The following is a 14,869-nucleotide window of genomic DNA, read 5'->3' on the forward strand; positions in this document are numbered from 1 at the left end:
GTTCCTTCCAAAAATCTTATCTTACATATTTATCGTAAGCTGATTTGATTTTTTCAACCAGTGGACCTGCTGGCAGCCCCGTGATTTTCTCAATGACTGCATTTAAATCACTTGCTCCGTCCACCATTTTACGTAATTCTACGGCTTCGGCATCACCTGAATCCTGGTAATGAAGAACCATTCCTACCGTATCAATTAAATCATCGTTTGGCAACTCTAGTCCATCAGTTTCGCGAATTGGTCGAATAAACCGTTCATCGTATCCTAATTTTCTAAGTGGGGTGCGGGCAATTCTGCTAATTGCATCAGAAAGATCTGGATTCATAAATCTTGCAATCACTTCATTTTGGTAAGTTTCAAGTTCGCTGCCAGAAAACTTCCATTTTTTAACCAACAAGCCACCAGTTTGAGCGAGTACTGCCCGCAATTGTGCCAAAACTGACTCATCGGAAATCGCTGATTTAATATCTTCGTAACCTAAATAGTAACCCATATATGCAATTGTTGCATGTCCAGTGTTAACTGTGAAAAGTTTACGTTCAATATAAGGCTCTAAATCGGGCACATAATGAACCCCGTCTAACTTTAAGTCAGCGTTTCTCATTTGCGATGCATCAACGACCCATTCGTGGAAAGGTTCAACCGTTACCATCAAAATATCTTCGTGGTTCTGAGCAGGTACGATCCGATCAACTGCTGCATTAGGAAATCCAACGAAACGATCAGCTGCTTCTTTATTCTGAAGAGTTTTGTAAACATCTGCCTTTAATGCCTGAGAAGCACCAATCATATTTTCACAAGCAATTACATCAAGTGGTGCTTCATTATTCTTCAATCTCTCATCAAGACCTTCGGCGATTAATGGCGCAATCCGCGGCAAAATATTAGGGCCGATCGCAGTCGTGACAACGTCTGCTTTAGCAATTGCTTCAACTACAGCCGCTGGATCTGTGGCATTGTTAATTCCCGATACATTGTCCACCACTACGTGTTGATGAGTTTGATCTGCCAGCTCAATATCATAAGTATGGCGACTCTTTAACGCTTCAATTAATTGCTCGTTGACATCGATAAAATCAATTGAAAAACCATTTTCTGCGAGAATTTCTCCCACAAAACCTCGACCAATATTGCCTGCTCCAAAATGAACTGCTTTTTTCAAAATTACTCCACTTCCTTTAACATTTCAATAATTTCTTGTTTACTCTGAGCATCTGCTAACTTCACAACGTTATTTAGATCGCTACAGAAAACTGCGATTTTTTGAAGTAAATCTAAATGTTCGTTATTCATTCCTGCGATCCCAAAAACAACCGTAACAACTTTTTCGACCTCAGGGTCTTCAGAGAAATCAACCCCAAAAGGTAACTGAACGATTGAAATCCCAGTTTTCTTAATATATTTCTTGCCATCTTCTGTCCCATGAGGAATCGCAATAAAATTACCCATGTAAACCGAAACGTCTTTGTTTCGCTCAATCATCGAATCTACATAAGGCGCCTCAACGTATTCATTTTCGACCAACAAATTCCCAGCCAATCGAATGGCTTGCTCCTTAGTTGCGGCATGCTGATCCAAAAGGATCAAATTATCATCAATATTTAAATTTGCACTCAATATCTCTCTCCTACTGCAACTTTTCGACTAATTCATCATAGACCGAAGTATTAATTAAATCATCAACTACTAAAATCTGAATATCAGAATACCGTGCTAATACGTTCGACAATGCGTCTTTAGTGACAATTGCAAGGGTTGTATTAACATCCTCAATATCTTGAATTTTCACAGCATCTACATCTGTCTTTTTACCAGAACTATGGATTTTATCTTTTAGAATCGACAAAGCCATCGTCGACGTTCCAATATGTTGATCATGACGAATAAAGATAATCTGTTTAACTTTAGTAAAATCAATGGACTCAATCGGACTAACCGCTTGACTCTCGTATTTAACTGTACTTTGACTCGCTGCTGGTTTATTAGGTTCCACTTGATCTCTAAGTTTCAAGTTCATAATAATTTCTTCGTATTTAGGACTATTTAAGAAGTTATCAACCGCTATTCTTAGAGCATGGGGCGCTTTTTCTGCCGCCCGATCAGCTAACTCGTTTTGAGTTACAACTAATTGACCTGGTTCATCTTTTAATTTACTGATTGCTACATTTGTTACTGACATTTCAATGCCAGCTTTTTTCACTTTATCTCTCAAAAGGGAAGCTCCCATGGCAGAAGATCCCATTCCAGCATCACAGGCAAAAATAATTTTATCAATATCTTTGTATTCACTAGGTTCAGCTGCAACGGTTGAACTTGTGCTACCTTGGGATTTCATCTGATTCATCGCAGCCGTCGAAGCTGCTAAATCTTGATTTCCTGATTTATCACGTTTTAAGATTATCGCCGAGATCAAGAATGATACGACGGTAGCTAATGCAACGCCTAAAATAATTCCAAGATAATTTGCGGGATCTTTAGTCGACATTAATAAAATCGAAATGATCGAACCTGGCGATGGAGGCGCTTGCAAGCCAACGTGTAAAATACTGAAAGTCAAAGTTCCCGTCACCCCACCAGCAATTGTTGCCAAAATCAGAGCTGGTTTCATCAAAATATATGGGAAATAAATTTCGTGAATTCCGCCCAAGAAATGAATAATAATCGCTGAAGGCGCGCTCGCTTTTGCTTCACCTTTACCAAACAGTGCATAAGCCAAAAGAACTCCTAGTCCAGGACCTGGATCTGGTTCAAGTAAGAATAGAATCGATTTTCCAGCCGAGCCTGCAGCTTGCTGAATTCCGATTGGCGTCATAATTCCCTGGTTAATTGCGTTATTTAAAAATAATACTTTCGCTGGTTCAATAATAATATTCATCAACGGAATCAAATTTCTTTGAATTAACCAATCAATTCCGCCTTTTAAAACGTTGGTTGCATAATTCATAATTGGCGCAATTGCATAAAAACCAACAATTGCCAAAAGCATCCCAATTATTCCAATTGAAAAGTTATTGACCAGCATTTCAAAGCCGCGTTTGATTTTTCCGTCAACCCACTCATCAAATTTCTTAATACACCAACCGGCCAAAGGCCCCATTGCCATGGCCCCAATAAACATTGGCGTTGCTTTATCTAATGCCCCATTTAACGCAACTCCTCCCCCGACGATTAAACCCATCGTGGCAATTGAAGCTGTGACCGCTCCTCTAGTTTCGTCAACTAACTGACCACCAGTGTAAGCAAGCAACATTGGCAATAAATAAATTTTCATTGGCCCAATCAGTGATGCAATCTGTTCATTTGGTAACCAACCATTAGGATACAGAAAAATAGCAGTTATCAAGCCCCAAGCGATAAAAGCCCCAATATTGGGCATTACCATACTAGATAGAAAACTACCAAACTTCTGAACCTTAACGCGAGCACTACTGCGCGAAGTTTCTGTCGTTGTATTTTCCAAAATTCTCTCCTTCTATATGTTATCACCCAAATTATAGAGCAGATCTTAACAAACTTAAAGAAGCATTTCCAACTTGCTAAGCTGAAAAAATTTTGTAATTATAAATGCCCAAGCCAAATAAGGAACAAACGGGATTCGCCGAGGTCTTGAACCAATTAAGTAGACCAAAATTATTAAGCTGCAAGCAATTAATAAAAGTAGACTCACACTTCTAATTCCTAAAACTAAACTAAGCGGGAACAACAAAATTAAATCCCCTGCTCCCATTCCTTGCGTAACGATACTTACAATTGTTACAAGCGCTACTAAAAATAGCGCTTCTGGGACAAATGAAAATTGCGCTGGTAACAGCACTAAACTTAAACCGACTGGCAAAAATGTTAAGATTTTTTGTTCACGCAGATCACTAAGATAGCAATAGCTCAAAACCAGATCGATCAGCAGCACCTGCCAAGAAAAATTGAGACTAAGTTGTAAAAAAGCAATTCCTAAAAACAACTCCACTTGAAAAGACCACGAGTCATAGTGGCGACGGCAATAACGACACTTTCTGCGAAAAATCAAATAACTAACAGTTGGAATTAAATCAACTACATTTAGTGAATGCCCACAGTAATCACAATGCGAACGCGGCAGAACAATCGATTGATGATGAGCCAAGCGTGTTTCTACTAAACCAAAAAAGGAGCCAATCGAGGCTCCCAAAAAATAAGTAAGAATGAAGAACATATTTCAACCTCCCTACATAAATTACGCGATTTTTTTAAAATTATAAAAAATGAATTTCTTTTAACAAATCCAAATGGTCAGGATCATGATGCTGAGGCGTTGTCCCAGCTAGACTTGCTAATTTCTGGTGATCGGATTCTGTCAACGAGAAATCAAATACTTTAGCATTATCTTGAATGTATTCTTCGTGAATTGATTTGGGCAGTGGCAAATAATTATTTTCTAAACACCAGCGAATTAAAACTTGCGCTCCACTTTTGTGATGTGCTTGAGCAACTTCTTGGACCACGGGATTATTTAATAAATTCCCCGTTCCTAGCGGCGAATAGGCTTCCGTCAAGATGCCTAATTTTTGATTTAATTTCACCAATTCAGTTTCTGGATCGCCTGGATTTAAGAAAATCTGGTTTACCATCGGGGCAATCTGCCAAGTTTTTTGGAGTTCAGATAAGTGCTTGGCCCTAAAATTACTCACGCCAATCGCTTTTGCACGGCCGCTTTGATAAATTTCTTCCATTGCGCGCCAAGTTTCAGCGTTAACTTGCTCCCAACGATCTTCAAACTCCGTTGGCACCGGCCAATGAATTAAATAAAGATCAACGTAATCTTGATCGAGTCGCGTCAAAGAATCTTCAAATGCCCGCAAAACGTTATCGTAGGACCCACGCTGGGAATTCCAAAGCTTCGTGGTAAGAAAAATATCTTCTCTTTTGATGCCCGAATCCTTGATTGCCTTGCCCACTGACTCTTCGTTGCCATAAACGGCAGCAGTATCAAGGTGGCGATATCCGCTCTCTAGCGCCCACTTCACAGCATTGTAAGCCTCTTTGCCGTTAGCTGATTGCCAGGTCCCAAAACCAACGACTGGGATCTTCACGCCATTTGCTAACTGATAATAATCTGTTTCCATCATGTACCTCCACAGTTAATTATAGCCAAATTCATGCTACAATCTATTCTATGAAAAAGAAAACAATTTTGATATCGGCGGCAATGGCTTTAATGCTCAATGCCGCAGGTTCCCTCACCCCCGTTCATGCTGAAAATATCTCTTTAAAAGCAGGAAGTGCGTTGAATCAATTTAACCAAGAAATTTGGGCTCAAAAAATTCTGACCGAAATGAATCGGCTTCGCTCGCAAAATAATTTGCAGCCAGTTACCTCTGATCCAATATTGATGCCTTTTACCCAAGCTCGTGCTGAAACTCAGCGAGCCAACGGCAGTTTAAGTCACGAGGGACGCTATGAGAACAGCAACTATAGCTGGACATCAGAAAATTTAGCAATGACTCCTTTTACCGGTGGACCCAACACTGATGCCAAAAATGTCGTCGCCCAACTTTATGACGACAAGGGCGTTCCAACTTTTGGTCACCGTAAGAATATGCTTGCTCCATTTATCAATAAAGTTGGCATTGGAGTTGCCTACGATGCTGCTAACGGATGCTTTTGGACGGCAATGACGCTCATTGACGATCGCCCAAGCACTGATCCAGATCTGCTCAACAGATACTATCTTTACTGTAATCAAAACGGTGTTGACGACACCTCTTGGCCGACGCATTATGATATGACAAATAAAGAATATTTAACTGCCCATTATAATGAACAGGGAATCAGTCAAGATCAAATTGCTGATAGTAAATTTGGACCTAACACGAAAACTCCCGCAAATCCCAATGGAACTGAATCAGGTGCACCAGAAAGTGGAAATGTTAGCGAGTGGACGATTGAAGACGTTTCAAAAATCGGCTTCATAAATTACGTGCCAGGATATGGAATTGCAATTTATGATGAACCTGGTGGTTCTTCAACTGGCCAATACTTGGCTCACGGCACTGGTTGGAAAATTTTTCAGCGCGCAACCAATACCAAAAATGAAATCTACTATAATGTTGGAAAAAATCAGTGGATTCGTTCAGAATACGTTTCCTTCACTCCGATCGATTCAATGGAACCAATGGATGGCGTTGTAACAATCAATTACATTCCTGGCTTTGGGGTTAACCTTTGGAAAGACGCGAGTACTTTTGGCGGATTTTATGAGCAAAAATTGCCTACAGGGACTCAATGGAAAGTTATGGGCAAAAAGAACGGATTTTATAACGTAGGGAAAAATCAATGGATCCAATCGGACTATGCGATTCTAAATTAAGCGATTAATTCTGGAAATTTTAAAAATATTTTATGATTGTTTGCCTCCTTAATTCGTTATATGAGATACTATAACAATTAGAAAGGAGCCATATTTCTTTGAAAGTTTGCTTATATTTCGAAAACGCTAATCTAATTGCAAAATCTGGGATCGGTTCAGCCCTTAGACACCAACGCGAGGCGCTTGAGCTTGCTCATGTTGACTATACATTAAATCCTAACGATAGTTACGATATCTTACATATCAATACAATTGGAATTAAAAGTAAAGAGATTATCCATAAGGCGCGAAGGGAAGGAAAGCCCGTTATTTATCATGCCCACAGCACTGAAGAAGATATTAGAAATTCTTATTTTGGGTCCAATGCGGTCGCTCCGATTTTAAAGAAATGGTTAATTAACCTTTACTCAAGTGCTGATTATATTCTCACCCCGACCCCTTATTCGAAGTCGTTATTGTTGGATTATGGAATTAAAGTGCCAATCACTCCAATTTCAAATGGCATTAGAATTAACGATTACCAGAAAGACCAAGCTAAGATCAATAAATTCCGTGAATATTTTAAACTGTCACCGGAAGACAAAACGATCATTTGTGTGGCTTTGCCTTTTAAACGCAAGGGAATCCTAGATTTTGTTGAGGTAGCCAAACAATTTCCTCAGTATAAATTTATCTGGTTTGGTGATACATTTAAATATCTCTTAACACACGATATCCAAGAAACCATCAAACGCGATCACCCAGATAATGTGATTTTCCCGGGATTTATTAACGGCGATGTGTTAACTGGCGCCTACACTGGTTGTGATCTCTTCTTTTTCCCTTCTAATGAGGAAACCGAAGGAATTGTTGTCTTAGAAGCTCTGGCCAGCCACAGTAAAACTCTTTTGCGTGACATTCCAGTCTATGACCCTTGGCTTTCTGACGGAGTAAACTGTTACAAAGGCAAAAACAACGAAGATTTCAATCTCAAGATTGAACAAATCATGAACAATCAAATTCCTGATTTGACTGATGCTGGTTTTGAAGTCGCCCAAGAACGTGATCTTGCAAGCATTGGACAAAAATTAAAGTCCATTTACGAAGAGGTTTTAAAATGAAATTTATCTCATGGAACGTTAATGGCCTGCGTGCCATTTTAAAAAAAGATTTTATCGAAGAATTTAACTCGCTGAACGCCGATTTTGTTTGCCTACAAGAAACTAAAATGCAAGAAGGCCAAGCAACGATGGATCTTCCTGGTTATTATCAATATTTTAACTACGCCGAGCGCAAAGGATATTCTGGCACTGCCATTTTGACTCGGATCAAACCCATCTCTGTTCACCTTGGGATGGATGTGGAAGAATTCGACAACGAAGGGAGATTAATTCGCCTTGAATATCCAGATTTCTTTTTGATTTGCTGTTACACGCCAAATTCTGGCTCTGAGTTAAAACGTCTAGCTTATCGCATGAAGTGGGAAGATGCTTTTAGAAATTATGTCAATAAACTTAAACAGCAGAAAACCGTCATCATTTGTGGTGATCTTAACGTAGCGCACGAAGAAATTGATCTCAAAAATTTCAAAACCAACCATCACAATGCAGGATTCACTGATGAAGAGCGCAGCAAGATGACCGAATTACTTGATTCTGGTTTCACTGATAGTTTTAGAAGTATTTATCCAGATGTGCGTAAATATTCATGGTGGAGCTACCGAGGGCACGCAAGAGAAAATAACGCTGGCTGGAGAATCGATTATTTCTTGGTCTCTAATAATGAAGAACGCAAACTAAAAATTAAAGATGCCCAAATCCTCAACGATTATCTGGGATCTGACCACTGCCCAGTTGTTTTAATTACGGAGTAGCTAACGATGACTTTAAATTTTGTCGCAATTGACTTTGAAACTGGCAACAATGAACGGTCTAGTGCCTGCTCTTTAGGCCTTGCTGTTGTAAGAAACAGTGAAATTCAAGATTCCTTCTACTCACTGATCAATCCGCCGACCCCGATCACTCCCGACACCCAAAAAATTCACGGAATTTCTAATGAAGATGTTGCCAATGCGCCAACTTTTGATCAGATTTGGCCCCATATTCAATACTTTTTCAAACAAGATTGTCTTGTTGCAGCCCACAATGCACCGTTTGATCTTGGAGTTTTACGGGCAACAGCTAATTACTACAATATTTATTTTGAACCGGTTTTAAGTATTGATACAGTTACCACCTCGCGCAAACTTTATCCTGAAATTCGTAGACACTCACTTGATGCGATGACCCGTTACTTAAAAATTGATCTGCCGCACCATCATCGATCAATCGATGACGCGATCGCTTGTGCGCAAATTCTTTTGACTCAAGAGAAACACTTTGGTGATTTTGTCTTAAAAGGAATGGTTCGAAGTTTTTAGAGTTTTTTTTATAAGAAGTACTGATTTTGAGCAATGGCAATCTTCTTCGTCGTATGAGACGGAGCTGATTGCTTTTTATTTGACCTTAAAGGACAGCTTTGAAATAATAAATTGATCGCAACCAAAAAGGAGGAGAAGTTTTTGGAAATAGTAATTAGTGTTATTTTACTCCTTGGAGCAACCGTAATTGCAAATATAATTCATCCGCTATTACCCCAAATTCCGTTAGCTTTTTATCAAATTGGGGCCGGATTTCTTGTCTCTTGGCTACCCCAGTTCAATAAATTTCATCTAGCGCCCGAAGTTTTTCTGTTAGTAATAATTGCCCCGTTAATGTTTAACGAGGGCCAAAACACATCACACGTCAGCCTTCAACGGCATTTCAAATCAATAATTTCTTTAGCAGTAGTCTTGACCGTTGCAACTGTTTTAGTAATTGGATTTTTCCTTCACTCAATTTGGCCAATCATTGCCCTCCCGCTTGCTTTTTGTCTCGCAGCAATCATTACGCCGACTGATTCAGTTGCTGTATCTTCGATTACCGCCAATTTCGAAATATCTCAATCTATTCGTGAAAAAATCGAAAATGAATCGTTGTTTAATGATGCAGCAGGAATCGTAGTTCTTGATTTAGCACTCACTGCTTTTATGACTGGTAAGTTTTCTCTGATCCGAGGAATCGCTAATTTCATTGTAGTTTTTGGAGGTGGGATTGTTTGTGGAATTATTTTAGGTTCGTTATGTGGGGCGTTACAACTATTCTTCCAACAACATTCACCCAACTCAGCCGCGACAATTTCCTCAATTAACCTCTTAACTCCCTTTTTGGTCTATTTAAGCGCTGAAGAATTGAATTTCTCTGGGATCTTAGCAGTTGTCTCAGCTGGTATTATCCAAGGAGTATACAAAAAAAGATTGCGCTTAACTTCTACTTCTAATCAGGTGGTTTTAAGCAGTATGTGGGAAATTTTATCCCAATTGTTGAATGGTTTCACTTTTGTCTTATTAGGAATTAGTTTGCCTCGTAATATGATCGAACTCGCTAATTCCGATAGTTTGAACCCTGGCACGCTTTTATTTCTAGCTTTAATTATTTATATTTTAATGACGCTTTTACGATTCATTTGGGTCCAATTTGGCAAGCCTTTAAAGAGAAATAATCTTAAAAATAGTGCTGTTATTGCTTTATGCGGAATTCACGGAACAATTACCCTAGCAATGGCATTTTCTTTACCTATAACGTTTAGAAATCAGCCATTTCCTCTTCGCACGAACCTAATCTTTCTAGCAGAAACCATTATTATCCTAAGTTTAATTGTCCCAACTTTTCTGTTGCCTTTATTTTTGCCTCATAAGAAAAATTCATTTAACGAACAACAATTTAACGGACTTTTAGCACAAATGATTGACTACGCGATTCAAGAATTAAAAGAACAAAAGAAGATCGATCCTCTGACCTTAAGCCAAGTCATCTCAATTTTACACACTCAAAGAGGACCAAATGACCACAATACAATTAAAAAAGTATCCAAATTATTTCAAAGATGTTTGGGTTTGGAAATCAAAGTTATTCGCTATTATGCCCACAAACAATTGATTCAACAAAATTTCGCCGAATATTATAACGCCAAACAGCTTCTACGTCTGCATAAAGTTATCTTAACTCCTAAAATGAGACTCAAATTGGATTGGAAAATTTTTTCAAACGTCTATGTTAATCAAAATATTTGGCGGACCGCTCACTTGATCAAGAAGAATCCTACAGAATACCGAAATCAAGCAAAATTAATGGAAAAATGGGGTTATCAAGCCGTTCTCAAGTATTTGAAGCAAGATAAAATTAGCGATCCAAAATGCCTCAAAATTCTTCGCCGCTATTATGAAATTCGGCATCAAAGGATTAACAAAACACCTGAAAAGAATACCAACGAACAAGAAGTATTAATTTCTGCTTTTCAGTATGAATATTCTTACTTGCAAATGATTGCCAAAGAGCAAATCTGCTCTGCTGAACTAATTCATGCATTAAGTGAGAAAATATCAACTGATCAATTCGTTTACATCACATCTGATGATTAATCTACAAAAATACTTTTTCGATATTCACTACTGACTGGCAAAAGATCAATTACGGCTGGAAATTCGCGGAGAACCTGGTTAGCTAAAGAAATTAAATTTCTTTGATCAATCTTCACTCCTCTTTGCGCCAGTTCAACTTGATTTTCCACCAAATGATAAGTCATAAACCGCCTTTTGCCCCCGCCGTTGAGTAAGATCACATCAGCAACAATTTCTCTAACTTGAGGTGATTTTTCAAATGCTGACAGTAATCGATCTGGTACAAACCAGGGCTGTAAAGCCGTTGCCAAAAAAATATCATCACTTAAATAAGTTAATTTATAAGTGTTCATCAAGCCTCCTTTCAAAATAGTTCATAATATCGATCAATAACTAATGCGCCTGCGCGCAATATCCGCTTCACTTCATAAATAGAATCATAAAACAAGACAATCTCTGGGTTGGACGGGAAATGAAATAGTTGATTACGCAAATAATAATAATCACGATAGATTTCACAATATAAGGCTTTTTGTTCTTTGTTCCAATTAATTTGATCTAAAAACTTTTTCTTGATGGTAACGCTTTTTCCTTTAGCTCCAATATTAAAAATTTGTCCGTAATTAACATAACGTTTCTTTTGCACTGCCGTGGGATAATATTTTCGCACTTGTTGATTCAAAAGATAGTCCGCAATTCGAAAAAGCGGGAAAAGCAAATCTGAATAGTCAGGTTTCACTCCTTTAAAATTTAAGTTATAAGCAATATTTTTAATTGTCGCAAGCACTTCATCAGTCATATTTTTAGAGTTAACGTGAGGAAAAACCGCCTTAAACTCGTTGTCAACCTCCTGTTGAGTAGTCATATTTGCATAGTAATCGTTAAGTACTTCAACAATCTCGCTTGTACTTTGAATATGCGACACAATGATAGACACTACCAAACTCATGAGAAACTGAGCCGGGTCGCCTTGTACATAAATGCTGCCTTTTAGATAACTGGTAATCACAATTCGCTGATCAGCAAACGTTAATGTTCGCTTTAAGGTCGAATTTTTGAGTTTCACTTCTTCAACTTTCAAATTCATCGGCGATTGAAGTTCTGTCAAATAACTAATTATTTCTTTTAGCCAACCTTCACCCACGTAATTGAAATAAACCGAACCGTCCGAATTTGTCCGAGCTGACTGATTGACCAAAGCTGCTTGAGCCAACTGTTTCACCTGTACTCGGTATTTAAATCTTGATCGCGCTGGAAGCTTCCTAAAATTAATTTTGAAATCCGTTGGCTGAAGGCTTAGAAACTCTACATACTTCTTCGATTCAGCCTTTAAAGGACGCCAGACCCCTGTTGCCCAATTACCAAGTCCTGGATACGAATAAAAAATAGTAATTGACTTATAGTTTTGCTTGACCGCCCAGCCAATTGCAGAAATTGCCGCTTGAATTTCACCTGCCAAACTACTAACTTGAATTTGAGCCTGGTCAATCACATGCGAAAAGTTATTTTGTTCTAACTTGCCATTTAATTTTCGAGTAAGTAAAATAGCGCCCCACGCACAAACATTATTAGTGCGGTCATATCCGCCGTTGGTAAAGGCAAAAACTTCGTCAAAAGTTTGTTCTTTAGTTAAATCCATTAGATCTAGGGCATCTTCAACTGAAATAACGGGACTGGCGTGACATTTTTTTAAATACTCTTTAGCGCTAATGAGATCATTAAACCCCCGATAATCCCCGTTTGAAAAGCCCTTAACCTGCTTTTCCGCATCCGGCCAATTATCGTAAATTCCTGGTCTACGACCTTGATAAACTGCATAAAATTTTTTCATTTTATAATTCTCCTACGTATATAGATTACGAGAAAAAAAGAATTATCACTAAAAAAAAATTAACTAATCGCTAGTTAATTCAAATTTTTCTGTAATTTTATGCTTGAGCTCAGACCCTGCGTTGATAATTTCTACCACCCGATGATAACCTGAAATCTCACTAAATGATAAGCGCAATGCCGCTGGATAATCGTTTAATAACGCCTCGCCCCACTCAATAATTAAAACATTGTGCTGATCTTGATAATCTTCAACCATTTCTGCGTCTTCCTGGGACAACTCTTTCAAGCGATAAAGATCAAGATGCATCAATGGCAAGCGCCCAGAACGATATTCTTTAACCAGCGTAAAAGTCGGACTATTAACAATTTCTTTAATCCCCAGCTCAAGTGCAATTTGCTGAGTCAAAGTCGTTTTGCCAGCACCCAAATCGCCGCTTAGAAAAATTAACTCACCACCGTGCAAGCTTTGAGCAATGAGTTTACCTAATTTTTTGGTTGAATCTAGATCTGTTAACTTAATTTTCATTATTCATTAACGCCAAAGTCGCAGTAACCGCCGCAATTTCAACAATATCTTCTTTACTGCACCCACGAGATAAATCAGAAACAGGCCGATTCAAGCCTTGTAAAATTGGACCAAGTGCTCGAAATCCACCTAAGCGCTGAGTCATCTTGTAACCAATATTCCCCGCTTCCAGACTTGGAAAAATAAACACGTTGGCATTTCCTGCCACCTTAGAGTCGGGCGCCTTAAGTTGTCCTACTTCTGGCACGAAAGCCGCATCAAATTGTAAATCACCATCATAATGCCCACTTGGATCTAACTGTTGAACCAATTTAGTTGCTTCACTAACTTTATCAACTAATGGATGTTTTGCCGAACCCTTGGTTGAAAAACTCAACAATGCAACTTTAGGATCAATATTAAAAAGTTCAGCTGTTTGTTTGGATTGATACGCAATCTCAGCCAAAGTCGCAGCATCCGGCTCAATATTAATTGCACAATCTGCCATTAAATATCTTTGTTCACCTTTTTCCATCAAAAATGACCCACTGACCCGACTAGCTCCCGGTCTGGTTTTGATAATCTGTAAAGCTGGTCGCACCGTATCGGCCGTCGAATGAATTGCACCTGATACCAAACCGTCAGCTCGCTTCAAATATACCAGCATCGTCGCATAGTAAATGGGATCTAGAAGAATTTTTTCAGCATCTTCTTTAGTCGCTTTACCTTTGCGCCGTTTTACAAACGCTTCAACTGTTGACTCAAAATTAGGGTCAGTTGCCGGATCTACAATTTCACTTCTACTTAAATCGATATGCAAATTACTTGCTGCTTCCTCAATACTCCCTTTTTTGCCCACTAGAACTGTTTTAATAAAGCCTTCTTGATTCAACTGCGCAACTGCCCGTAAATTTCGTTCTTCCGTCGCTTCTGGAAAAACAATCCGAAAGTCTTTTCCTTTAATCTTAGATTTCAATTCATCAATGATATTCATTTTTGTTCTCCTTTTGTCAAATCCCAATCAATGGGAGTTTTTTGAATCTGTTCCAAATATTCATTTGTTTTGGAAAATGGACGAGAGCCAAAAAATCCATAGCTGGCAGAAAATGGACTGGGATGCGAACTTTTAATTACAAAATTACGATTTAAGTCGATTAATTCCTCTTTCTTTTTCGCAAAATTTCCCCATAAGATAAAGACAATCCCGCCTTGTTTGGACAATATCTTAATAACCGTGTCCGTGAAATTCTCCCAACCTTTTCCTTGATGAGAATTAGCCTCCCCTGCTCGTACTGTTAAAACCGCATTTAAAAGCAACACGCCTTGATGGCCCCATTGGCTCAAATCACCATTTTCAGGAATCGGTAAATTCAAGTCGGTATGCAATTCCTTAAAAATATTCACTAGCGATGGCGGAACTTTGGCACTTGGTTGGACCGAAAAACTAGCTCCCATCGCTTGTCCTGCCCCGTGGTAAGGATCTTGACCCACGATTACAACTTTTACATTTTCCATCGGCGTCCATTTGAACGCATTAAATACACTACCGCGTGGCGGATAAATTGTAAATTTTTCTTCTTCGGCATTAAGAAAACTTAAGAGCTCCCCAAAATAGGGCTTATTAATTTCCTCATTAAGTACTTGATCCCAAGAATTACCAATAATTTCTAATCTTTTATTTGAATTCGTTTCCATAGTCATTACTACTATTGTACGACAATATGATAAAATT

15 protein-coding genes are annotated in these 14,869 nt (G+C 38.6%); 5 read left to right on the forward strand and 10 right to left on the reverse strand.

The annotated features are described in order from the left end of the window. Positions 1-16 precede the first annotated feature (16 nt). From R8495_RS07555 to R8495_RS07575, 5 genes are read right to left on the reverse strand one after another with little or no spacing between them, the layout of a single operon-like run. On the reverse strand, positions 17-1,165 hold the full coding sequence (locus R8495_RS07555) for a mannitol-1-phosphate 5-dehydrogenase (protein WP_317636615.1): 1,149 nt from the start codon (positions 1,163-1,165) through the stop codon (positions 17-19). Then, entirely contained in the window at positions 1,165-1,617 is a 453-nt protein-coding gene (locus tag R8495_RS07560) for a PTS mannitol transporter subunit IIA (protein ID WP_317634867.1), read from the reverse strand. The genes R8495_RS07555 and R8495_RS07560 overlap by 1 nt, the downstream gene beginning before the upstream one ends. A 10-nt stretch (positions 1,618-1,627) precedes the next feature. After that, on the reverse strand, positions 1,628-3,463 hold the full coding sequence (locus tag R8495_RS07565) for a PTS mannitol transporter subunit IIBC (protein ID WP_425613272.1): 1,836 nt from the start codon (positions 3,461-3,463) through the stop codon (positions 1,628-1,630). A 51-nt stretch (positions 3,464-3,514) separates the two neighbouring features. Beyond that, positions 3,515-4,189 (reverse strand): prepilin peptidase, encoded by a 675-nt coding sequence (locus tag R8495_RS07570; RefSeq protein WP_317634869.1) that lies wholly within the window; start codon positions 4,187-4,189, stop codon positions 3,515-3,517. Between the two features lie 40 nt (positions 4,190-4,229). Then, on the reverse strand, positions 4,230-5,102 hold the full coding sequence (locus R8495_RS07575) for an aldo/keto reductase (RefSeq protein ID WP_317634870.1): 873 nt from the start codon (positions 5,100-5,102) through the stop codon (positions 4,230-4,232). 47 nt (positions 5,103-5,149) lie between these two features. On the opposite strand from R8495_RS07575, the gene R8495_RS07580 reads away from it, so the two are divergent. The 5 genes from R8495_RS07580 (at position 5,150) to R8495_RS07600 (ending at position 10,820) form a co-directional block, all read left to right on the forward strand. Then, positions 5,150-6,343, forward strand: coding sequence for a CAP domain-containing protein (locus R8495_RS07580; RefSeq protein ID WP_317634871.1), 1,194 nt, complete (start codon positions 5,150-5,152; stop codon positions 6,341-6,343). 98 nt (positions 6,344-6,441) lie between these two features. Beyond that, a complete protein-coding gene (locus R8495_RS07585) occupies positions 6,442-7,443 on the forward strand; it encodes an LTA glycolipid anchor biosynthesis glycosyltransferase, IagA/BgsA family (RefSeq protein ID WP_317634872.1) in 1,002 nt (333 codons plus the stop codon). Next, a complete protein-coding gene (locus R8495_RS07590) occupies positions 7,440-8,195 on the forward strand; it encodes an exodeoxyribonuclease III (protein ID WP_317634873.1) in 756 nt (251 codons plus the stop codon). The genes R8495_RS07585 and R8495_RS07590 overlap by 4 nt, the downstream gene beginning before the upstream one ends. A gap of 6 nt (positions 8,196-8,201) precedes the next feature. Then, a complete protein-coding gene (locus R8495_RS07595; RefSeq protein ID WP_317634874.1) occupies positions 8,202-8,741 on the forward strand; it encodes a 3'-5' exonuclease in 540 nt (179 codons plus the stop codon). A 141-nt stretch (positions 8,742-8,882) separates the two neighbouring features. Continuing rightward, a complete protein-coding gene (locus tag R8495_RS07600; RefSeq protein WP_317634875.1) occupies positions 8,883-10,820 on the forward strand; it encodes a cation:proton antiporter in 1,938 nt (645 codons plus the stop codon). Here the strand turns inward: R8495_RS07600 and R8495_RS07605 are convergent. From R8495_RS07605 to R8495_RS07625, 5 genes are all read right to left on the reverse strand, one after another. Then, entirely contained in the window at positions 10,817-11,152 is a 336-nt protein-coding gene (locus tag R8495_RS07605; RefSeq protein WP_317634876.1) for a hypothetical protein, read from the reverse strand. The genes R8495_RS07600 and R8495_RS07605 overlap by 4 nt on opposite strands. 11 nt (positions 11,153-11,163) lie before the next feature. Beyond that, positions 11,164-12,630 carry a ribonuclease H1 domain-containing protein gene (locus R8495_RS07610; RefSeq protein WP_317634877.1) on the reverse strand — a complete coding sequence of 489 codons (1,467 nt, stop codon included), beginning with the start codon at positions 12,628-12,630 and terminating at the stop codon, positions 11,164-11,166. 63 nt (positions 12,631-12,693) lie between these two features. Then, a complete protein-coding gene (tsaE, locus tag R8495_RS07615) occupies positions 12,694-13,158 on the reverse strand; it encodes a tRNA (adenosine(37)-N6)-threonylcarbamoyltransferase complex ATPase subunit type 1 TsaE (RefSeq protein WP_317634878.1) in 465 nt (154 codons plus the stop codon). Further along, positions 13,148-14,131 (reverse strand): phosphate acetyltransferase, encoded by a 984-nt coding sequence (gene pta / locus R8495_RS07620; RefSeq protein ID WP_317634879.1) that lies wholly within the window; start codon positions 14,129-14,131, stop codon positions 13,148-13,150. Before pta ends, tsaE begins: the two co-directional genes overlap by 11 nt. Further along, the gene (locus tag R8495_RS07625) at positions 14,128-14,832 is read right to left on the reverse strand and encodes a uracil-DNA glycosylase (protein ID WP_317634880.1); all 705 of its coding nucleotides are present in this window, start codon (positions 14,830-14,832) and stop codon (positions 14,128-14,130) included. Before R8495_RS07625 ends, pta begins: the two co-directional genes overlap by 4 nt. Between the last annotated feature and the right edge of the window lie 37 nt (positions 14,833-14,869).

Source organism: Xylocopilactobacillus apicola (assembly GCF_033095985.1).
GTDB classification, from domain to species: domain Bacteria; phylum Bacillota; class Bacilli; order Lactobacillales; family Lactobacillaceae; genus Xylocopilactobacillus; species Xylocopilactobacillus apicola.

Coding starts and splice junctions, on each gene's coding strand:
- R8495_RS07570 (WP_317634869.1), bottom strand. CDS start 4,189: ATGTTCTTCATTCTTACTTATTTTTTGGGAGCCTCGATTGGCTCCTTT.
- R8495_RS07575 (WP_317634870.1), bottom strand. CDS start 5,102: ATGATGGAAACAGATTATTATCAGTTAGCAAATGGCGTGAAGATCCCA.
- R8495_RS07580 (WP_317634871.1), top strand. CDS start 5,150: ATGAAAAAGAAAACAATTTTGATATCGGCGGCAATGGCTTTAATGCTC.
- R8495_RS07590 (WP_317634873.1), top strand. CDS start 7,440: ATGAAATTTATCTCATGGAACGTTAATGGCCTGCGTGCCATTTTAAAA.
- R8495_RS07595 (WP_317634874.1), top strand. CDS start 8,202: ATGACTTTAAATTTTGTCGCAATTGACTTTGAAACTGGCAACAATGAA.
- R8495_RS07605 (WP_317634876.1), bottom strand. CDS start 11,152: ATGAACACTTATAAATTAACTTATTTAAGTGATGATATTTTTTTGGCA.
- R8495_RS07610 (WP_317634877.1), bottom strand. CDS start 12,630: ATGAAAAAATTTTATGCAGTTTATCAAGGTCGTAGACCAGGAATTTAC.
- tsaE (WP_317634878.1), bottom strand. CDS start 13,158: ATGAAAATTAAGTTAACAGATCTAGATTCAACCAAAAAATTAGGTAAA.
- pta (WP_317634879.1), bottom strand. CDS start 14,131: ATGAATATCATTGATGAATTGAAATCTAAGATTAAAGGAAAAGACTTT.
- R8495_RS07625 (WP_317634880.1), bottom strand. CDS start 14,832: ATGGAAACGAATTCAAATAAAAGATTAGAAATTATTGGTAATTCTTGG.